The organism is Bacillus pretiosus (assembly GCF_051294775.1).
Taxonomy (GTDB): Bacteria; Bacillota; Bacilli; order Bacillales; family Bacillaceae_G; genus Bacillus_A; species Bacillus_A wiedmannii.
This window is the reverse complement of record NZ_JBPPHF010000001.1, coordinates 813,011-834,733: the sequence shown is the minus strand read 5'-3', so window position 1 is coordinate 834,733 and position 21,723 is coordinate 813,011. Positions and strand designations below refer to the sequence as shown.

Here is a 21,723-nt window from a genome sequence, read left to right as displayed (position 1 = left end):
ACAGATGGAGACAGTAAGTACAGTATTAGAACAAATCAATCACTATGTGTGGGGATTACCAACGTTGTTGTTACTCGTTGGTACTGGTATCATTCTCACAGTTCGTTTAAAAGGATTACAGTTTAGTAAACTATTATACGCTCACAAACTAGCTTTTAAAAAATCAGAAGATACATCTTCCTCTGGAGATATTAGCCACTTCCAAGCACTTATGACAGCTATGGCGGCAACGATAGGTATGGGGAATATAGCCGGTGTTGCAACTGCTGTAACGATTGGTGGACCCGGTGCAATCTTTTGGATGTGGATTACTGCTTTGTTCGGTATGGCAACAAAGTATGCCGAAGCAATTCTTGCGGTGAAATACCGTGTTAGTAATGAAAATGGTGAATATTCAGGTGGACCAATGTACTATTTAGAACGTGGTTTAGGTAAGAAATGGCTTGCTGTTTTATTCGCTATATTCGGCACAACTGCTTCTTTCGGTATCGGTAATATGGTGCAATCTAACTCAGTTGCAGAGGCAATGCGAATTAATTTCTCTTTCCCTCCTGCTTTAACTGGTATATTTATGTCGTTTTTAATCGCCATTGTTATTTTAGGCGGTGTGAAAAAAATCGGGAAAGTGACAGGATATATCGTTCCTATTAAAGCTTTCTTTTATATCATTGCTGGGCTTATTATTATTTTCTATCACTACGATCAAATTCCAGAAGCATTCTCACTTATTTTTTCTGGCGCATTCAATGGGACTGCAGCTGCTGGTGGTTTTATTGGCGCAACAATTGCATCTGCAATTCAAATCGGAATGGCGCGCGGTGTATTTGCAAACGAAGCTGGTTTAGGGAGTGCCCCTATTGCTGCAGCGGCTGCAAAAACAGATTCACCTGCAAAGCAAGCTTTAGTTTCTATGACTGGTACTTTTCTAGATACGTTTATTGTATGTACAATTACAGGGCTAGTATTAATTACTACAGGTGCATGGAAATCAGGTAAAACTGGCGTTGAAGCGACAACACTTGCGTTCCAATCTGTATTTGGCACTGCTGGTAGTATGATTCTTGGTATCGCAATTATATTATTTGCCTACTCTACTATTTTAGGATGGTCGTATTACGGCGAGAAGTGCGTGGCTTATTTATTTGGAGAAGGTGCTGTTAAATATTATAAAGCAATCTTTATCGTCATGATTGCTATTGGGGCTAATTTAAAACTAGGTATCGTATGGACATTTGCTGATATTGCAAATGGACTTATGGCGATTCCAAACTTAATTGGCCTTATTGGGTTAAGTGGTATTGTTGTTGCTGAAACGAATCGCTTTTTACAAGCAGAGAAATTGAAAGAAAGTCATAAAAAACAGGCAAGTTAATATAAAAAAAGGAATGACTCATACATAATGAGCATTCCTTTTTTCGTTTTCTAACTCAGTAAATGTCATTAAAAATATATTTATATCGATCTTTCCCTTTTTTTATTCCACTAAAAATTTTTCACATAAATGACATAAATCGTATGGTCTAACTATATAGTTGAAAAGGAATGTGACATTAAAGTGTCGCCGAAAAACTCATCCAAGAAAAGGGAGGGAAAATCTTTTGAAAAACAAAATCATTGTTTTCCTATCTGTTTTATCATTTATTATTGGTGGTTTCTTTTTTAACACAAATACTTCAAGTGCTGAAACATCATCTACTGATTACGTCCCTAACCAATTAATCGTTAAGTTCAAACAAAATGCCTCTTTAAGTAATGTTCAATCTTTTCACAAATCTGTCGGTGCTAACGTTTTATCTAAAGATGATACGTTAGGTTTTGAAGTCGTTCAATTTTCAAAAGGTACTGTCAAAGAAAAAATAAAAAGTTATAAAAATAATCCAGATGTGGAATATGCAGAACCGAATTATTACGTTCACGCCTTTTGGACTCCGAACGACCCATATTTTAAAAATCAATATGGATTGCAAAAAATTCAAGTTCCACAAGCTTGGGATAGTCAACGAAGTGATCCTGGTGTAAAAGTAGCTATTATTGATACAGGAGTTCAAGGTTCACACCCTGATTTAGCTTCGAAAGTAATTTACGGACATGATTATGTTGACAACGACAATACATCTGATGATGGTAATGGTCATGGTACGCATTGCGCTGGAATTACTGGAGCACTTACGAATAATAGTGTTGGAATTGCTGGTGTTGCCCCACAAACTTCAATTTATGCCATCCGCGTATTAGATAATCAAGGAAGTGGTACTCTTGATGCTGTAGCGCAAGGGATTAGAGAAGCTGCTGATTCAGGTGCAAAAGTAATTAGCTTAAGCTTAGGCGCTCCAAATGGTGGGACTGCTTTACAACAAGCCGTTCAATATGCATGGAATAAAGGCTCTGTTATTGTTTCAGCTGCTGGAAATGCTGGAAATACAAAAGCTAATTATCCTGCTTATTACAACGAGGTGATTGCAGTTGCTTCTACAGATCAATCAGATAGAAAATCTTCATTTTCTACTTATGGTAACTGGGTAGATGTTGCAGCACCAGGTTCAAATATATATTCCACATATAAAGGAAGCACGTATCAATCATTAAGTGGTACATCTATGGCAACACCTCATGTTGCAGGAGTCGCTGCTCTTTTAGCAAATCAAGGATATAGCAATACACAAATCCGCCAAATTATTGAGTCAACGTCTGATAAAATTAGTGGTACAGGTACGTATTGGAAAAATGGTAGAGTCAATGCATATAAAGCTATACAATATGCTAAACAATTACAAGAAAATAAAGCCTCTTAAGAAATAATGTAAAACTTTAATCAGTGATCTGCCATTAGTGCGGAATAAAATAGAAGGAGAGACTTTTACAATTAAAGGCTCTCCTTCTTACAAACTATATTACTCCCCCTCCTTCTGCACCATATGTAAATACAGTACAAAATCCGTCATTGTCGACGAATGACCGAGTTGACGGATCATCGCTGTTATATTTCCTCTATGATATGTACCATGATTTACGACATGTTGTACTAACTCTAAAATTGAAGTTTCTAATTTCCCTGCATATGGATTTTCGATAACAAATACAGCATTCACGTCTTGTATTATAATTAAAAAGTCTTTATATTGATTTGCCATGTTTTTAAACATTTTTTCTAATTCATGTAACGATTTAGTTTCGATTTGTTTTCGTAAATTTTCTCGGTCTTGTATTGCTTCATTCATACTTTTACCATGCAATATGTGTAACCACACTTGATCTGTAATATAAATATGCGCAAAAGTATCCTTAATTGATGGAAATACACTCTGTATCTTTTCGCTAAAGATTGTCTCATAGCTTGGTAACTCTTTTAATCGATTGAATAATCGCGTATTAGCCCAATCATGGTAATCAAACTGTTTTAACATGTACTCTTTCAATCTAAATCGCCTCCTTATTGTACGAAACGAATGTTTTGTTTCTCCATTTCCGATTCTCTATCAGCTTTTGCAATCCCTTTTTCTTCAACTACATGTTTATTTATAGTTTTATATTTTACATACGTATGAAATTCCGTTTGAAATGGAAACGGTGTAATCCGTATTGTTTCCTCGTCCACCCATTCAGCTTGAATAGGTTTCTCCACCTTACTATTAAACATTTCCGTTCCTTCAAAACCACCTTTAAACAAATCAATTTCATCTTCCTTTTCTACGCCAGGTTTATTCATACACACATATAAAGAAAGTTCATCGCAAAACTTTAATAATCTGTAATGTTTATCGAACATCGTAAATTGTTCTTTCGTTAACGTTTTCAAAATTCTTTTTTGTCGTTTCAATTCATGTTTATAAAAAGACATCATTTCTTCGTCTTCGTCATTTAATGAAAATGATAAAAAATGTTTACTACAAAGTAATGCTCCGTATGGATTCGAATCTTCAATTTCATTCAAACCAATCGTATAAAAAACAAAACGCAATGAACTTGGACAATCCATAAATGTATATGGAATATTTTTAGCATCATTCAATATTGGTACTTTATCAAGTTCTATCCATCCTCTATCATGCTCATAAATTGCATCAATTGTCTCTTTTAAGTATGTTTCATCTTCAAAAAAATCTTCTTTTATATGCTTTGCAATCTCTCCAGCTAAAAAACCATGATCATGTTGACGAATTAATATACTTTCTTTCTCATTCTTTTCACGAAAAATCATTCATATACTCCCCCTCATCCTCATATTACAGCATTTTCTATACATCAATTCTTAATTAATCCCTAATTATTAGCAGGGATTCAGTTTCTTACAACGAAATTAACATAACTATATAGTATTCTTTCTAACCATATAAATAGCTTTCTCTATACTATCCATTATACTAAAACATTCATTCTAAAAAACTTTTTATGAGGTGAAAACATGAACAAAACAGAATTAGTTAAAAACGTGGCACAATCCGCTGATATTTCTCAAAAGGAAGCTTCTGCAGCGGTACAATCCGTATTTGACACAATTGCTACTGCATTACAATCTGGCGATAAAGTTCAATTAATCGGCTTTGGAACGTTTGAAGTGCGCGAAAGATCTGCTCGTACAGGACGTAATCCACAAACTGGCGAAGAAATTCAAATCGCTGCTGGTAAAGTTCCAGCATTTAAAGCTGGTAAAGAGTTAAAAGAAGCTGTGAAATAAATAAGAAACCAGCCATTTTATAGGCTGGTTTCTTATTTTCTATTTAAGCAGATTTTTTATATTCTCTGCATGATATACTTCACAAATATAAAATATGCATTTGCAATTACTTACAATTTGATATTTTCTAGTTGGATACACATTCGCCGTAACAGAGCATCCATCAAACAATTCAATAATATTCCCAGATGGCTGATATCCTTCGTATAATACGTTTCTTCTTACTTCCATCTTTTCTATAATTTTTTCAACTGGAATATTCCCACTCTCTAATTCACTCTTAATTGTATTTGGTAAAAACGAAGTGTCCGCAAAAATTAGATTCTCAGATAACACTTTTCCTTTATAACTAACATTGGATACACGGTAAAGAAATGTTCCGTTTTTATCAAAGAAATTCTTTGCTTCTTTCGGGATGTACTGTCTATCAAGTACCTCTTGTTCGAGAATTTCAAACTGAACTGTATCATTCAAAAGCTTTTCTAAAGCATGAATAGATGATGTATCTCCAGAAAATAAAATATTTTTAATTGCTTGTACATTATAAGTGAATTCATTTGTTCTATTTTCCGCTACTAACATGAGGAACACCTCTTCTATAAGATTTTTTATTTAACTTATTTATAATTTAAAAGCGCTACTGCGTCTAACTGTGTAATTTCAGTTACTTCTTTACTAAATATTGCAATTGAAGCCATATAATCTGCACTTGGCCTTATATCCTCCATCATTGTATTTTCTACTAACTCTTGCCTATCCTTAAAAACTAACAAATTTGGAGGATCATTTGGAGCTGATACAGTAATACCTACTGGTGGAATCATTAGTCCTTCACCTGTCGCTTTTAGTACCGCTTCTTTTCGAGTCCAATATGTTAAAAAACCTTCTATTTTCTGTTCATTAGGTAACTTCATAACTTGTGCTATTTCAATGTCTGTTAATACACCCTCTGCCATTTTCTTAACATCTACATTTGGATTCATTTGTTCAACATCAACGCCTACAGGTGCAGACTTTGTAAATGCAACAACAACCCACTCACCCGAATGTGAAACAGATATTTGCGGCATTCCTTCTGGTAATTGTGGTCTACCATGTTGTAACTTACATACAGGGCACATTCGATTAATCGGTACTTGAACTGGCGACATAGAAAGGATCTTTCCAAGAACTAATCTACTAATTACACAACCTATTATAAATCGTGCACGATCTGCCGAATGATGATATGAATTTGCTTTCTCTCGTTCAACATCATTTAGTAAATTGTAATGCCATGATTGTAAATCTGAAATTCTTGCCCACCATATTTGACAACTATTCTCATTAAGAGTTGGTACAGAATCTACAACTTTACTCTCTATCATGTAAACTCTCTCCTTCTAAAAAACAATATCATTTTATTTCAAAAGAATATTATTATTCTATAACTTATTCGTTTACAACTTCTTTTTCTTTTTGTAATATAGGTAACGGCTTTTTCTTCTTCTTTGCCACTACCTCTTTATCAGAAATACGTAAAGAAAATAGTAATGCTACGAGTAAAAATATTGCTGATCCAATTAACGCAGCTTGATATGGTAAGAAATCTGACTGAGCATTATTTTGTACACTATTATTTCCAAAACCGGCTAGTATACTAGCTAAAACTGCAACTCCTATCGCTGAACCTAATCGATTTTGCACATTAAATATAGTCGTAGCTCTCCCCATAGAAGGTGGCGTGATATTATTAAATGCAGAAAATTGAACTGCTCCAACAGACTGACCTAAGAAAATACCGATACCAAACAATAATGCCCGAATTTGCCATGGGTTCGTATCGTGATTTACAAAACTTAATAAAACAAAGATAATCGCCGTACAAATTAATCCAATAGAAATTACCTTTCGAGCTCCTAGTTTCTTATATGACCATGGCACAATCTGTGACGATATCATTAACCCAATCGCCTCTGGGAATGTCGTAAGACCTGATTCCAATGCGGAAACCCCTATTACATTTTGATACATAAGTGGAAAAACAAATAACATTCCTAGTAAACCAGCGGATGAAAACAATGAAATAAGACTCATTTTTCTAAAGACTGGTTCTTTTAATAAGCGTAAATCTAACATCGGTTGCTTTACTCTAAGTTCTACAATGATAAACAATGTAATGAATACAATCCCAGCTATTCCAGTACTTATAATCTCTGAAGCCCAGCCTTTTGACGGCCCTTGACTAAGTGCATAGATAAGCATCGCGAATCCTGGTGCTGAAAGAACAAAACCGAGAGAATCAAAGCGACCAGCTGATTTTTCAATATGCTCTTTTAAAAATAGTAGACCGAATAGTAATGCTACGATTCCGAACGGTAAATTAATATAAAATGCCCAGCGCCAAGACATTTGATCTACAAAAAAACCGCCAATAATTGGTCCTACTGCCGGTGCTACAGCAATTGGCAACACAATAAACCGTGAAATTTTCGGCCTTTCCTCTGGTGAAAATGTTCGGAATAACATCGCCATCCCAACTGGTGTTAAAAGCCCCCCGCCAGCACCTTGCATGATGCGAAAAAGATTCAATGAAGTAATATCATTCGCTATTCCACATAATGCAGACGCAGTTGTAAATACGAAAAGAGCGGTTAGAAATACTCTTTTCGTACCGAAGCGATCTCCTAACCAACCAGAAATCGGAAGGAAAACAGCTAAGCTAACTAAATACCCAACATTAACCGTCCCCATTGCAGATGGAGGCACTTGTAGTTCTTTACTTATCGTTTGGAGTGCTACATTCACAATCGTTGCATCCATCGCAGCCATAAACATCGCTGTTATATATACGATACTTACAACTACTTTTGGATTTATTTTTTCCTTCATTATCGTTTTCCTACTAATATTTTTTCGCCAACATGATTACTTTTCGGATTCAAATCTTTCCAGTTATTTTCAACATATTGTAAACAATCATTCCTACTAGCCTCTTCATGTACGACATTCCAACCAATAGGTACATCAAGAAAGACAGGCCAGAGAGAATACTGGCCCTCCTCATTTTTTAGTACTTTATATGTGTAATTATCATTTTCAAACGGATTCGTCATACTGTACTTACCCCTTTCTTATCCTGCAAATATTTCGCTAATACTTGTCCAATCTCTGTAAGTGGTCCTGGTTGACATAAATCTTTATGTCTACAATCAATATCGTGTTGCACAATTTGCCCATCTAAATAATTTAGCCACGTATTTGGAGAGATAGGATCAAACCAGTCTGGTATAACAGTAGATCTAAAGAATAAAATATCTCCGTTATAAACTTTCGGTACATATTTCCCTAACAATCCTACCGAATTTACATATGTTTCTTTCAAATTTAAAATCGTCTCTTCTTCAAGACTTGCTAATGCACTTCCATCTTTACGAAGTATTTCTACTGCACTTTCCATCGTAAGTGGTTTACCATCCATGTTATCTGGATCGTATCCACCTAAAGCAAGTAATGCGATTAACGCTTCTTCTTCAGTAGGTGCTTCCGTATTCGGTAAGAAGTGACCTGGATAAGAATCCAGCATAACGAGTAATTCTACTTCTTCCCCTTCATTTTGCAGTTGCGCCGCCATTGCATGCACAACATTTCCTCCGAGCGACCAACCGAGTAAACGATATGGTCCGTGAGGCTGTACTTCACGAACGTGTTTTAAATAATCCGCCGCCATCTCCTCTAAACTTTTTGGAAGTTCTTCATTTTTAGCAATACCACGTGCTTGGACACCGTAGATTGGATAATCTGTTCCTAAAGATTTCATAAGTCCTGCATAGCACCAACTTAATCCACCTGCTGGGTGTACACAAAATAGTGGTAATTGGTCTCCGCTTGCTCGTAATGGAAGCAACACATCAAGTGCACTTTGTCCATTTCCCACTTCAAGTCTTTCAGCAAGACCCGCAACAGTAGGTGCTGCAAATAAAGTTCCGATATTTAGTTCAACCCCAAGTGCTTCTTTAATACGACTCATAAGCTGCACTGCAAGAAGTGAATGGCCACCTAGATCAAAGAATCCGTCATCAATTCCAATTTGCGGCACACTTAAAATTTCTGTAAACAGGTCACATAACATTTCTTCTTGCGGTGTTCTTGGTCCACGACTAGAAGATGATGCGATAAATTCTGGAGCCGGCAATACCTTTCTATCTAATTTACCGTTTGGAGTTAAAGGCAACTCATTTACTACTACAAAAGCGTATGGAACCATGTAATCTGGTAAACTACCTCCAGCATACTTACGCATTTCATTCGTATCAATCATTTCATTATTTGATGCGACGATATAAGAAACTAACCGTTTATCCCCTGGTTGATCTTCCCGTACAATAACGGCTACTTGCTCAACTTTAGGATGTTTCATTATTACCGCTTCTATTTCCCCTAATTCAATTCGGAATCCACGAATTTTTATTTGATGATCTGCACGTCCTATATAATCTAGCGTCCCATCTTGACGCCAACGTGCTAAGTCCCCAGTACGATACATTCTTGTACCTGGCTTACCAAATGGATCTGCAATAAAACGTTCTGCAGTTAAGCCTGCTCTTCCTAAATATCCACGAGCAAGCCCTGCACCTGCAACATACATTTCTCCAACTACTCCAGGTGGCACCGGTTGTAAATAGTTGTCTAACACATACACTTTAAGATCAGGTATACTACACCCAATTAAACTGTTTGCTCGTAAAGAGACGATTGTTTCATCTAATTCAATATAACTAACATGTACTGTCGTCTCCGTAATACCGTACATATTAATAAGTTTTGGTGCGTTATGAGAATGTCGACAATACCAATCTTCTAATCGACTTAGCTCAAGTGCTTCTCCTCCAAAAACAACATATCGTAAAGATAATTTTTGGCCAATTTCTTCATTTTCACGATCTGCTTGCATCAATTGATAGAACGCTGATGGAGTTTGGTTTAAAACAGTTACCTTTTCTTTAACAAGAAGTTGTAAAAATTCTTTCGGCGAGCGACTTACAGTATGTGGTACTACGACTAAACGCCCACCATATAATAAAGGTCCCCAAATTTCCCAAACCGAGAAATCAAAAGCATATGAATGAAACATTGTCCATACATCGTTCTCGTCAAATAGGAACCAATGATCAGTTGCTCCTAAAAGTCTTACTACATTTTGATGAGGTATCATAACGCCTTTCGGTCTACCAGTTGAGCCTGATGTATAAATAACATACGCAATGTGCGAAGGAGATAACTGCTTCATGCGCTCCATTTCATCAATATTGTCTTCACTATATTTCTCAATTTCCCCTATTACTTTCACATCATCAACTAAAATTTTCAGTTCCTCATCACATTCAATTTCCACATCTGAATTTGTTAAAACACATGATGGTTTCGCATCGTGGAGCATAAATAAAATACGATCTGACGGATAATCCGGATCTAACGGAAGGTATCCCGCACCAGCTTTCAGAACAGCTAGTAAGCTTACAACCATATTTAAAGATCTCGGCATCGCTAAAGCAACGAGTTGATCAGGGCCTACTCCTTTTGCTATTAGCAATCGAGCTATTTTATTCGCTTTTTTATTCAACTCTTCATAAGTTAACTTTTCATCTTCAAAGACGACAGCAATAGAGTTTGGATTTATATGAGCCTGCTTTTCAAATAATTGTGGCAATGTCATTTCTGGTACAATTTGAAAACCACCATTCCACTTTTCTAACACTGTATTTTTCTCTGCTAAAGTTAATATTTCTAATGTGCCAATTGATTGATCCGGATGTTTCGCTGCATCATCTAATAACAAAATAAATCGTTCAACTAATTTTTGAACTGTTTCACGTGTATATAAATCCGTACTAAATTCTAGTAACCCGTTTAAGCCATCTGGAGTACCATCAACTCCGTTACTCTCGCTAATTTCAAATGTTAGATCAAACTTCGCAGAACCAACGCTTTGAATTTCAAGGTTCGCTTCTATATCCGGAGCATCAAACGTTGCTTCTGGCGTATTTTGGAAAGCTAACATAACTTGAAACAGCGGATGACTATTTCGAGTACGTACTGGATTTAACACTTCAACGAGTCGTTCAAATGGAACATCTTGATTTTCATAAGCTGCAAGATTTGATTGCTTCACTCTATTCAATAATTCTTTAAAGCTTGGATCTCCTGATGTATTTGTACGTAACACTAATGTATTTACAAATAAACCGACTATGTCAGAGAGTGCATCTTCATTTCTTCCAGCAATCGGACTACCAATTGGTATATCAGTACCTGCACCTAATCTTGTAAATAGCGCACTAAGTCCTGCTTGCAACACCATAAACAAACTAACTCCGTTTTTCCGTGCAAGCTCTACTAACCTACTATGCATACCCGCATCTATTTGAAAATGAATTGTTTCTCCGTGATAACTCATTTCAATTGGACGCTGGTAATCTGTAGGTAACTCTATTTTATCTGGTAAACCTTCTAACTCTTTCTTCCAAAAATCTAATTGTGTTGAAATAAGACTTTCTGGTGTAGTTTCATTACCGAGCAGTTGTTGTTGCCAAAGTGCATAATCTGCGTATTGAACTGGAAGTGTCTCTAGCTGAACTCTGTTACCTTGACATCGTGCTTTATATGCCGCTGTAAAATCTCTCGTTAACGGTTGTAATGACCAGCCATCCCCTACAATATGGTGCAATAGAATTAGTAATACATGTTCGTTTTCATTCACTGTAAATAGTTGCAGACGAACTGCTGGTTCAACATCAAGGTTAAAACTATATCTTACCGCCTCTACAAGCACACTTTCTAATTCATCTTTACATGTTTTTGTTATTATCATTTCTAAATTTAAATTTTCCATATCTAAAATTTTCTGATAGGAACTACCTAATACGTTAGGGAAAATCGTTCTAAGCGTTTCATGTTTCTCAACTACATCATAAAAGGCACCTTGCAATGCTTCCTCGTTCAACTTTCCAGAAATACGAACGACTAATGGAATATTATAAGTAGGACTTGGACCTTCTAAACAATTTAAGAACCATAACCTGCGCTGTGCAAATGAAAGTGGAACTTCATTTGGTCTACTTACTTTCTTAATAGCTGGTCTTGCAGTTTTTGCTTGATCCAATTGTTTCGCCAGTTCAGCAACGGTTGGCGATTCAAATAGTTTTCCTATTCCTAATTCAACACTTAACGTTTCACGAATTCTTGCCATTAGACGAGATGCAAGAAGCGAATGGCCACCCATTTCAAAGAAATTATCATCAATGCTAATGCGAGAAACACCAAGTACTTCTGCAAATAAATCACATAATATTTCTTCTTTCGGATTTCTAGCAACTCTCTCCTTGTTCATTTCATTAAAATCAGGAGCAGGTAATTTCTTTCTATCAACCTTACCATTTGGCGTTAATGGTAATTCTTCTAGCACAACAAATGCCGATGGCACCATATAATTCGCTAAACTTTCTGAAACATAAGAACGAATTTCTGAAAGGTTAATCCCTTCATTCCCTTCGGCAACGATATACGCAATGATTCGTTTATCATTTGGGCGATCTTCCCGTACCATTACTACCACTTGTTGAATATATTCATGTCGTTGTAATACCATTTCAATTTCAGCTAATTCAATTCGGAAACCACGAATTTTAATTTGATGATCTGCGCGGCTCATGTACTCTAACACACCATCGTTACGCCATTTCACAAGATCACCTGTGCGGTACATGCGCTTCCCTGGTTTTCCATAAGGATCTGCAACAAACCGTTCAGCCGTTAACTCTGGTTTTCCTAAATATCCGTTCGCAAGCCCTTCCCCTGCAATATATAATTCACCAATTAATCCAGGTGGTACTGGTTGTAAACCTGCATCTAATACATACACGTCTGTACTCCAAATTGGCTTTCCAATAGGAGGTATACCAATTTCATTTTCATTAATGTTCATGACAGTAGACCAAATAGTCGTTTCAGTTGGTCCATATAAGTTTGTAATAGAGCAACCTAATTCTTTTAATATATTTGCTAAATGGGCTGGAAGAGCTTCACCACCAACGAGCACATTTAGCCCTTGTAGCCTTTCTGGATATTCAGTTACTAACGCCTGCCATAACGTCGGTGTAGCTTGCATAACTGTCACTCTTTCTTCTTGTAACAGTGCCGTTAACGCAGAAGGCTCTTGAATTACCTCTTTTTGTGCAATTGTTAAACTTGCACCACTAATAAGAGGTAAATAAATCTCTAGAGCAGAAATATCAAACGCAAATGTTGTAACCGCTACTAAATGATCGTTCTCATTTAGTGAAAACATATCGTCCATAGCCAATAGAAAGTTACTTAAAGCTTTCATAGGAACAATTACACCTTTTGGATTTCCGGTTGAGCCTGAAGTGTAAATTGTATACGCAGGCTTTAAAAATGAATCATCATTTCTAAATGGTAGATTCCTATGAGAATATGCTTTTAATGCTAGTTCTGTTTCTTCTCGATCTAATTCGATTTTTTTTATATCATTTTCTATAACTAAAGTAGATGAAACAGATGAATGTGTGATGATATAAATTGGTTTTGCATCATTTACTATATAATTTATTCGCTCAGCTGGATATTCTGGATCTATCGGTAAATACGCTGCACCAGCCTTTAAAACTGCTAGCATACTAACTACCATTTCTATTGACCTTGGAAATACTAAAGCTACAGACTGATTTGGCCCTATTCCTTCTTCTACTAAATAGTGCGCTAGTTCATTCGCCCGTTCATTTAGCTCTTTATACGTAAGGTCTACTCCGTTACACGTAACCGCTATTTTATTTGGATTTTTTTGTACTTGTTTTTCAAATAATAAAGGTAGAGTGATTAAATCCTCAGCTTCCTTAGTTTCATTCCATTCGAATAAAACTTTATGATTTTCTTCTGGAAGAGTAATGTTTATATTTCCAATCGACACGTCTTTTTGATAATCATTTATCACTAATTCTAATACATTCATAAATCTCTCTTTATGCAATGCTAGTTCCGAATCACTATATACCTCCGGGTTCGCATCAAAATGAATCATTAGCTCATTTTCATCGAAACGTTTATAAACATTTATCGATAAATCATCGACAGGTCCTGCTGATAAATTATGTGTAATACCACGATTCCCAGCAAAATTAAGCCCGTAATCAAAAGGCATCACATTCACTAACGGCCCGAATAACCTTTGATTTTCACCTAGTAACTTTAAGTCTCTTCTTAATTCCTCATGACGATATTTATGATGACGACGTACTTCTCGAATCTCTTTAGAAACTTGCTGTATGCATTCCGCAAGAGTTATATTTGGAGTTACTGTAATACGAAGTGGTACTAAATTCATTACCATGCTCGGTGTATAAATAGATGCAGAACCGAGACGCCCCATCATTGGTAAACCTAAAACAATATCATTTGCACCTGTTAATTTATGCATGTAAATACTTGTTACAGCTACAATAAATTCCGGCCAATTTGTTAAAGAAACATTGATATCTTCTAGTAAAGTTTTCGTGCTAGAACTGGATAAATAAGCTGTTTCTCGTAAAAATCCATTTGATGTTCTCGGCGCTCGTTCTGCTAAACTTATGACATCCGGTTCATCTGCAAACTTTTCTAACCAAAAAGTACGATCTTCCTGAAATTGTTTAGACTCACGATACTCCATATCTTCTTGTACAATTTTTGCAAGAGAACCAAATGGCTTTTCATTCTTTCTCGTTTCTTCTATAAGTGATGTATACTCTTTCGCTACCTTTTGGCTTAGAAGTGAAAATCCATAGCCATCCATCACAATGTGATGGATGCGCTGATACCAAAAGAAACGATTATTTTCAACTTGAATAAGTGCTTCAGTAAATAAAGTATCTCTTTTCAAATCGACTGGCATAGATAAATCATTTTTCATCCATACTTTAGCAGCTTCTTCAGGATTTTCTTCTTTACGAACGTCAATAAAATGCATATGAAACTGTAATTCTTCAATAACTTGCCATGGACCAATTTCATCCTCTTCGAAGCGAACATGTAGCGCTTCTGCTTCTGTTACAACTTTACGTACTGCTAATTCGAAAATTTCTTGATTAATATTTCCGTTTATTTCAACATATTCCCCAGTATTATAAATCGGATTAAGCGGATCTAATTGCTGTGCAAACCACATACCAGTCTGCGCAGATGATAACGAATGACGAACCTTTTGACTATTAGGCATTCTTTACTACCCCTTTATTATGTAGTCTATTTGTTACAGCACCTGTGCTGTCTGTGAAGATAGTAAACTGTACCAATCGGAAACAGTTGGACGTTCTGCTAAATCTGCAAAAGTTATTTCTTTCCCTTCGCGACGCCACATCTCTACTAAACTCATAATTCTGACCGAATCAAGTCCTCTATTTAGTAAGTCCTCATCAATATCAATACTCTCTACTGGCTCACGAAGTAGTTGTGCAACTAGTTCATGCACTTCCTGTAAAGTGATTCCTTCACTCTCATCACTTTTTACACTTTGTAAATCTTTTAACAGTAAGTTTGTTGATGTCGTTACTGCACATCTATTAGATGCATACTCCAATGCTTGTTTATGATGGTCTATTGAAAAATCAGCAACTGCATCTGCTACAAAAAATGGTTCTATACCATCCATAAATGCTTCGCAAGCTGTTAAAAGGCAGCCGATATGCGCATAAATACCGCAAATAATAAGTTGATCTCTTCCCTGTTCATTTAAAATTTCTAATAGATTTGTCTTTTTAAATGCACTATATCTCCATTTTGTTAAGAATATATCATCTTCATTAGGAGTAAGTTCATCGACAATTTTCTTTTTATCTGGTCCAGCAGGAATACCGTCACCCCAGAAGTCTTGTAATAATCCACGTTGTTCTAACGTTTGTCCACCTGGTTGTGCTGTATAAACAACTGGTATACCAAGTTCCTTACATTTTTCTCTTATTACCTTAATATTTGAAATGAGTTCTACTTTTGGTGATTCTTTATCGCTATATGCATCAAGAAAATATTCTTGCATGTCATGGATTAAAAGAACCGCACGTTTCGGATCTGGCGTCCAGTTCACTTTATTTTTTGGTAGTTCTGATTCAACTGGCATTTTGTATACTGAAATAGCTGGGATAGCCATCTAATCACTTCCTTCCAATTTTTATTTTTTTATCGCTTTACCGTAATAAGTTTTTCCGTAATGACTTTACGTAACTCTTTTTTGCTTACCTTTCCAACACCTGTTTGCGGGAATGAATCAATAAATTCAATTCGATCTGGAATCTTATAAGCCGCTATACCCCGTTCTCTTAAAAACATTTTTAATTCACTTACTGTCGGAGCTTGTCCACGAGCTATTACAAACGCACAAGTACGTTCTCCTAAATAATCATCAGGCATTGATACGATGGCTACATCATGAACTGCATCATGTGCTAATAAATGATTTTCAACTTCTTCCGCAGCAACTTTCTCGCCACCACGGTTAATTTGATCTTTATCTCTTCCTTCTACAATGATGTAACCTTGTTCATTTACTTTTACAAGATCACCTGTGCGATAAAATCCATCCTTTGTAAATGATCGTGCATTATGCTCTTCTGCTTTATAATAGCCACGAATTGTATAGGGCCCTCTTGTTAATAAACTACCTACTTCACCATGTTTTACATCGTTATCATTTTCATCAACAACCCGTACTTCATCGAATGTAGACATCGGTCTACCTTGTGTATGAATAATGATTTCTTCCGGATCATTTAATCTCGTGTAATTTACTAACCCTTCTGCCATACCAAACACTTGCTGTAACGTACATCCAAATGTAGGGCGAATACGCTTTGCAACTTCGGCACTAAATTTCGCACCACCTACTTGAATCACTTCTAGGCTCGATAAATCGTTATTACGGGAAGATGCAGCATCAAGCCAAATCATTGCTAATGGTGGAACGAGCGCTGTAATCGTTACTTTTTCTTTTTCTATAAGAGCAAATGCCTCATCTGGACTCCCTCCAGTTGCTAACACTACTTTTCCACCCGCATAGAAAGTTCCAAATGTCCCTGGAGAACTCATCGGGTAATTGTGTGCTACTGGAAGAACTGCCATATAGACACTTTCTGCATTTAAATTACAAATTTCAGCGCTAACACGTAAACTATAAATATAGTCATCGTGTGTTCTAGGAATTAATTTAGAAAGTCCTGTTGTCCCTCCTGATAATTGGAGAAACGCAACATCACTTGGCTGAACTTCTGGTAATAGAACGGGATCTATATACAGATCACTTATGTTCACAAACTCTTCTTCTTCTCCCACTACAATTACATGTTGTAAAGTTGGTACTTTCTCTTTCACTTCTCTTGCTAGTTTTCGATAATCAAAGCCGAGAGCCTTATCTGAAATAACGTAAGCACTCGCCTCACCAAACTCACAAAAATAACTAATTTCACTGCTTCGATGTGAAGGTAGTGCAAAAACAGGAAGTGCTCCAATTCGAAATAGCGCAAAGCATATTTCGAAAAACTCGATAATGTTGGGTAACTGTATTACAACTCGGTCCTCTTGCTTTATTCCTAAATTCAGTAAACCTGAAGCTAAGCAATCTACTTTTTTATCAAGCTCACTATACGTTATATGCGTATTACCACTTACAACTGCAATTTCATCTCCATGCTTTTCAGCACGTTCTCTTAACAACGAACCAAATGTTTCTCCAAGCCAACATCCTTCTTCTCGATAACGATTTGCAAATTCTTCTGGCCATTCCGTGAAACCTGCTAACATTCTTTCTTCCCCCTATTTTTCATTCAGCGAATTATCACTTAACCCTAGAGCCTTCAGCATTGTTTGGAACTTAGCTGATGTTTCTGCTAACTCATCTTCTGGTTTTGACTCAGCAACAACTCCCGCTCCTGCATATAAACGAAGTGTATTTTCTTGCACTTCAGCACAGCGAATTGTAACAATCCATTCACCATCTCCATTTAAATCGCTCCATCCTAGCATTCCTGTAAAGAATTCACGGTCAAATGGTTCAATTTTTTGAATTGCCTCTCTCGCTTCTTCCATCGGTGTTCCGCAAACTGCTGGCGTAGGATGAAGAACAATTGCTAATTCCAAAGAAGTAGTATTCGGATCCTTTAGTTCACCTTTCACTTCAGTAGACAAATGCCACATCGCTTCACTATGAATAACGGATGGTTTTTCCGGAACATGTAATGTATGACAGTATGGACGAAGCGCAGCAGCAACCGCTTCCACTACTACCGCATGTTCATGTAAATCTTTCGGAGAAGAAAGTAATTCCTCTGCTCTTCTCTTATCTTCTACTGGATCATCACTACGTGGTCTTGAACCAGCTAACGGATTAGAAATAACTTGCATACCATTACGTGAAACGAGTAATTCAGGACTTGCTCCAATTAATGTTTTATTACTCTCGTTTTCATCTTCCGGTAAATTCACAGCAAATGTATAACCACGCTTATTATGCTCTGCTAATTCTCGAAGAAGTTTTTGCTTATCAATCTTTTCGGAAGATTCAACATCTAATGATCTGGATAGAACGATTTTCTTTAAATCGCCGTCCTGTATTTTTTTAATCCCTTGCTTTACACCATTCATATAAACTTCAGGATCTGGTACAGGCGTCATTTCAAATGCCAGTTTCTCATTTCGTTTTATCTCATTTGTTGTCTCTAACTGTAAACGCTCAGTAATTCTACTATGTTCTGGTACGATAAGTTGAACTTCTTTTCTACGATCAAAAGGCAAAGCACCAACAACGATAGGATTCGGATTTCCAGCTTGTTTTGCATTACGTAATACCGCTTGTACAAGTTCTGTAAAACTTTCAATTTCATGATGTTTTACTGTAGTAAACTCTCCTTCTGTCAATATCGTTCGAGTTGGTGAAGCGAAAAAGAACGAAGATTCAGTTTTATAATCTTCTAATAATTTTTCCGATAGTTCCTTTACGGCTATAAGTTCATTCATAGTATTAAAACCTCCTGAATTTTTTATTAAACTCCTAATGTAGCTCCGCCATCGACACATAAATTGTGCATTGTAATATGACTCGCTTTATCAGAGGCTAAAAACAATACTGCTTCAGCAATTTCTGAAGGTTGTGCAATTTTTTGTAACGGAATACCGAGTCTATATGTATTTTGAGAACCAGCAATTATATTTTCAGCTTCATTCTCATCAGCCCATAATAATCTTTGCATTTCAGTTTCAGTAGAACCTGGAGAAACTAAGTTACAGCGAATATTGTATGCTGCAAGTTCTAACCCTAAACATTTCATAAACATCGTCGTTGCAGCTTTTGATGCAACATACGCAGCCATCTCCATTCTCGGAGTATTTGCCGCATTTGAGCCAACTGTAACAATTGCCCCTGACTTTCTTTGCATCATATATTTACTTACTGCTCGGCACATATAGAAAACTCCTGTAGAATTTACAGAGAATGTTTTATTCCAATCTTCATCACTTAAAGAGTGAATCGCTCCCATACGTAAAACCCCTGCAACATTTACTAATATATCTATTGGTGCTATATCATTTTCAATCCGTTCTACTACTTCTTCAACAGCGGCACTATCACTCACATCTAAACGAAACGTTTTCACACGTGTTTCATTTAATTCATTTTGATTTAAGAGTACGTTTAACCCCTCTTCAGTTTGATCAGCCCCAATAACTGTAGCTCCTCTTTCTAAAAACATGTTTGCTACAACACTACCTATACCTTGCGCTGCACCAGTTACTAAAACCGTTTTCCCATCAAATTCCCCTATGTTCATTTCCTCTATCCTTTCATATAAAAATTAATCCAGTTTAACATCATTAATGATAACGATTTTCATTATCACTGATGATGTTAAAAATAATACACTTACTAAACTAATTGGTCAAGTGTACTTTTCATCAAAATATTATTCATTGATAATGTTTTTCATTTAACATTCTTACACCTAAACGATAATCTTTCTCAATGAACTTGTCAACCTATTTTTATTTTTCAGATAAAATATTTTAATGATTCTCAATACAATTACATCTAAAAGCATTAATAAGTACTTACATTACACATTTAATTCATACTCCTCTTTTTAAACTTGTAGAAGACTAACTGTAGATACCTTCATTTACAAAGCCTTATCAAAAACTCAAGTATATATTTTCTCAACATTTTTCTGAAAATACCGAGAAAATATATCTTGCAATTATTGATGTATGTCTTGTTTATATTTTAAGATTTAATACGTATTTCGGATATAATGTATCATTTTTTAATATTCCAATATAATCCAATTGGGTATTTCACTCGCTTTTTTGTCTCGAAAATCCCAAAGATTATATAACCTCCTTGCAATCATTCATAAAAAAAGCACCCTATTTAATAGGATGCTTTTTCGTATTTATAGTGTGATAGAAGATTTATATACTTATGCTACGCTGCTATACTCTTCTTCTTGTTCTTTTTTCTGCTTAGGTGCTTGAATTAAAATTGCGATAACAAATGATACGACACATAATACACCGATCACCATGAAGGTTGGTTTGAATCCACCTAGAAGTGCACCGATAAAGGAACCTGCAAGTGCTCCAAATCCAAATCCTTGATACACAATTCCGTAGTTCTTACTATGGTTTTTCATACCGTAGAAATCACCAACGATAGCTGGGAAAATAGTGATATTTCCACCAAAGCAAAACGCTACGCTTGCTACACATACGAAGTAGATACCATAATTTAAATCTACGAAACTTAAAACCAAGACTGAAGCTGCCATAACAACAAATGTACCAGTAACGATTTTTAAACGGCCGATTTTATCTGATAACGGTCCTAAAATAATACGACCTAATGTATTGAAGATTGCAACCATAGCCACCGCATTAGCTGCTGTCGCTGCGCTAAGCCCTACAAGTTGAACACCAATGTCTTTTACCATACCAATTAAGTATAAGCCACTCATACATGATGTAAATAACATAATAAATAATAAGTATACTTGTTTTGTGCCTAACATTTCTTTCGTTGTATATTCCTGAGTTTTTGTTTCATGAACTGCTCCTTGATCTGCAGCTTGATGGATTAAACAAGCGCCAATTACAATCATAGCTGTAACAATTAAACCCCAGTATATAAACGCTTGTGATACGCCAACTGATTCAATTAACTGTGCGTTAACATATTTAAAGATTAAGCTACCTGAACCATATGCAGAGACAGAAATACCAGCAATTAAACCTTTACGCTTTGGAAACCACTTTATTAAATTGGATAGTGAAGTGATATATGCTGTACCATCTGCATAACCTACAACAACCCCTGCTAGTACATAAAGCAATATTAATGAGGAAGCTTGTGAACTAAGTATTAATCCTAGTCCTAATGCTAGTCCAGCTATCATAATAAGTTTACGAAGTCCCCATTTTTCTTGCAATTTACTCGCAAATAAAGTCGAAAACGCTAAGGAAAGACTAGTAATTGAGAAAGTTATAGCAACTGCGTTAAGACTCCAACCGTATTTACTAACTAAAGGCTGATTAAATAAACTCCATGTATAAATCGTTCCAAGTCCCATTTGTACTATGACTGTACCAAGGACAACAAGCCATGGATTAACATTTGATTTTTTCATACCTTTCCGCCTCCTCTTTCTATTTCAATGCTATTCGCTAAATTTTCTTTTTTTATGTTCATATTGGCCACCTCATTTGATTTAACACCTTCATTGTATAAGATGTTTCTGTTTATGTAAGCACTTACAAGATAGAGCGTCAAAAATATGGAATCAGTTACAGAAAACGAAGGACGAAATACAAAAAACGAATTATTAAATACGTAAATAGTTATTATTATGTTTTGCATCCATACGACTTACAGCTGTTTTATCATCTTCTTTTATAAAAATTATGTCTCAAGTTATATGATGGCTAGATTACAAAAATTCGATTTTCCTATACAACAAAAAAACTATTTTTACACTATAGTG

At 35.9% G+C, this 21,723-nt stretch carries 15 protein-coding genes; 3 read left to right on the top strand and 12 right to left on the bottom strand.

Features of this window, described 5'->3' with window-relative positions:
* Nucleotides 1–4 precede the first annotated feature (4 nt).
* Nucleotides 5–1,372 carry an alanine/glycine:cation symporter family protein gene (locus tag ACSG5Z_RS04210; RefSeq protein ID WP_000451054.1) on the top strand — a complete coding sequence of 456 codons (1,368 nt, stop codon included), beginning with the start codon at nt 5–7 and terminating at the stop codon, nt 1,370–1,372.
* Nucleotides 1,373–1,598: 226 nt separating this feature from the next.
* A complete protein-coding gene (locus ACSG5Z_RS04205; protein WP_435710733.1) occupies nt 1,599–2,792 on the top strand; it encodes a S8 family peptidase in 1,194 nt (397 codons plus the stop codon).
* Between the two features lie 99 nt (nt 2,793–2,891).
* On the opposite strand, the gene ACSG5Z_RS04200 is transcribed toward ACSG5Z_RS04205, so the two are convergent.
* Together ACSG5Z_RS04200 and ACSG5Z_RS04195 are read right to left on the bottom strand one after the other, a co-directional pair.
* Nucleotides 2,892–3,416 (bottom strand): DinB family protein, encoded by a 525-nt coding sequence (locus ACSG5Z_RS04200; RefSeq protein WP_435710732.1) that lies wholly within the window; start codon nt 3,414–3,416, stop codon nt 2,892–2,894.
* 14 nt (nt 3,417–3,430) lie between these two features.
* Nucleotides 3,431–4,198 carry a DUF3891 family protein gene (locus tag ACSG5Z_RS04195; protein WP_435710731.1) on the bottom strand — a complete coding sequence of 256 codons (768 nt, stop codon included), beginning with the start codon at nt 4,196–4,198 and terminating at the stop codon, nt 3,431–3,433.
* Nucleotides 4,199–4,402: 204 nt separating this feature from the next.
* On the opposite strand from ACSG5Z_RS04195, the gene hbs reads away from it, so the two are divergent.
* Entirely contained in the window at nt 4,403–4,675 is a 273-nt protein-coding gene (gene hbs, locus ACSG5Z_RS04190) for a non-specific DNA-binding protein Hbs (RefSeq protein WP_001043960.1), read from the top strand.
* Nucleotides 4,676–4,714: 39 nt separating this feature from the next.
* On the opposite strand, the gene ACSG5Z_RS04185 is transcribed toward hbs, so the two are convergent.
* From ACSG5Z_RS04185 to ACSG5Z_RS04140, 10 genes are all read right to left on the bottom strand, one after another.
* A complete protein-coding gene (locus ACSG5Z_RS04185) occupies nt 4,715–5,257 on the bottom strand; it encodes a hypothetical protein (protein WP_046955745.1) in 543 nt (180 codons plus the stop codon).
* 35 nt (nt 5,258–5,292) lie between these two features.
* A complete protein-coding gene (gene sfp, locus ACSG5Z_RS04180; RefSeq protein ID WP_435710730.1) occupies nt 5,293–6,042 on the bottom strand; it encodes a 4'-phosphopantetheinyl transferase Sfp in 750 nt (249 codons plus the stop codon).
* Between the two features lie 64 nt (nt 6,043–6,106).
* Nucleotides 6,107–7,546 carry an MDR family MFS transporter gene (locus ACSG5Z_RS04175; protein WP_435710729.1) on the bottom strand — a complete coding sequence of 480 codons (1,440 nt, stop codon included), beginning with the start codon at nt 7,544–7,546 and terminating at the stop codon, nt 6,107–6,109.
* On the bottom strand, nt 7,546–7,770 hold the full coding sequence (locus ACSG5Z_RS04170; protein WP_088081794.1) for an MbtH family protein: 225 nt from the start codon (nt 7,768–7,770) through the stop codon (nt 7,546–7,548). The genes ACSG5Z_RS04175 and ACSG5Z_RS04170 overlap by 1 nt, the downstream gene beginning before the upstream one ends.
* Nucleotides 7,767–14,924 carry a non-ribosomal peptide synthetase gene (locus ACSG5Z_RS04165; protein WP_435710728.1) on the bottom strand — a complete coding sequence of 2,386 codons (7,158 nt, stop codon included), beginning with the start codon at nt 14,922–14,924 and terminating at the stop codon, nt 7,767–7,769. The genes ACSG5Z_RS04170 and ACSG5Z_RS04165 overlap by 4 nt, the downstream gene beginning before the upstream one ends.
* 33 nt (nt 14,925–14,957) lie before the next feature.
* Nucleotides 14,958–15,851 carry an isochorismatase family protein gene (locus ACSG5Z_RS04160; protein ID WP_435710727.1) on the bottom strand — a complete coding sequence of 298 codons (894 nt, stop codon included), beginning with the start codon at nt 15,849–15,851 and terminating at the stop codon, nt 14,958–14,960.
* 29 nt (nt 15,852–15,880) lie between these two features.
* The gene (locus tag ACSG5Z_RS04155; RefSeq protein ID WP_435710726.1) at nt 15,881–17,497 is read right to left on the bottom strand and encodes a (2,3-dihydroxybenzoyl)adenylate synthase; all 1,617 of its coding nucleotides are present in this window, start codon (nt 17,495–17,497) and stop codon (nt 15,881–15,883) included.
* A gap of 12 nt (nt 17,498–17,509) precedes the next feature.
* The gene (dhbC, locus tag ACSG5Z_RS04150) at nt 17,510–18,709 is read right to left on the bottom strand and encodes an isochorismate synthase DhbC (protein WP_435710725.1); all 1,200 of its coding nucleotides are present in this window, start codon (nt 18,707–18,709) and stop codon (nt 17,510–17,512) included.
* A 26-nt stretch (nt 18,710–18,735) separates the two neighbouring features.
* A complete protein-coding gene (dhbA, locus tag ACSG5Z_RS04145) occupies nt 18,736–19,521 on the bottom strand; it encodes a 2,3-dihydro-2,3-dihydroxybenzoate dehydrogenase (protein ID WP_435710724.1) in 786 nt (261 codons plus the stop codon).
* 645 nt (nt 19,522–20,166) lie between these two features.
* A complete protein-coding gene (locus ACSG5Z_RS04140; protein ID WP_048546673.1) occupies nt 20,167–21,369 on the bottom strand; it encodes an L-lactate MFS transporter in 1,203 nt (400 codons plus the stop codon).
* Nucleotides 21,370–21,723 lie beyond the last annotated feature (354 nt).

Coding starts and splice junctions, on each gene's coding strand:
- ACSG5Z_RS04210 (WP_000451054.1), top strand. CDS start 5: ATGGAGACAGTAAGTACAGTATTAGAACAAATCAATCACTATGTGTGG.
- ACSG5Z_RS04140 (WP_048546673.1), bottom strand. CDS start 21,369: ATGAAAAAATCAAATGTTAATCCATGGCTTGTTGTCCTTGGTACAGTC.
- ACSG5Z_RS04195 (WP_435710731.1), bottom strand. CDS start 4,198: ATGATTTTTCGTGAAAAGAATGAGAAAGAAAGTATATTAATTCGTCAA.
- ACSG5Z_RS04175 (WP_435710729.1), bottom strand. CDS start 7,546: ATGAAGGAAAAAATAAATCCAAAAGTAGTTGTAAGTATCGTATATATA.
- hbs (WP_001043960.1), top strand. CDS start 4,403: ATGAACAAAACAGAATTAGTTAAAAACGTGGCACAATCCGCTGATATT.
- dhbA (WP_435710724.1), bottom strand. CDS start 19,521: ATGAACATAGGGGAATTTGATGGGAAAACGGTTTTAGTAACTGGTGCA.
- dhbC (WP_435710725.1), bottom strand. CDS start 18,709: ATGAATGAACTTATAGCCGTAAAGGAACTATCGGAAAAATTATTAGAA.
- ACSG5Z_RS04165 (WP_435710728.1), bottom strand. CDS start 14,924: ATGCCTAATAGTCAAAAGGTTCGTCATTCGTTATCATCTGCGCAGACT.
- sfp (WP_435710730.1), bottom strand. CDS start 6,042: ATGATAGAGAGTAAAGTTGTAGATTCTGTACCAACTCTTAATGAGAAT.
- ACSG5Z_RS04185 (WP_046955745.1), bottom strand. CDS start 5,257: ATGTTAGTAGCGGAAAATAGAACAAATGAATTCACTTATAATGTACAA.
- ACSG5Z_RS04170 (WP_088081794.1), bottom strand. CDS start 7,770: ATGACGAATCCGTTTGAAAATGATAATTACACATATAAAGTACTAAAA.
- ACSG5Z_RS04160 (WP_435710727.1), bottom strand. CDS start 15,851: ATGGCTATCCCAGCTATTTCAGTATACAAAATGCCAGTTGAATCAGAA.
- ACSG5Z_RS04155 (WP_435710726.1), bottom strand. CDS start 17,497: ATGTTAGCAGGTTTCACGGAATGGCCAGAAGAATTTGCAAATCGTTAT.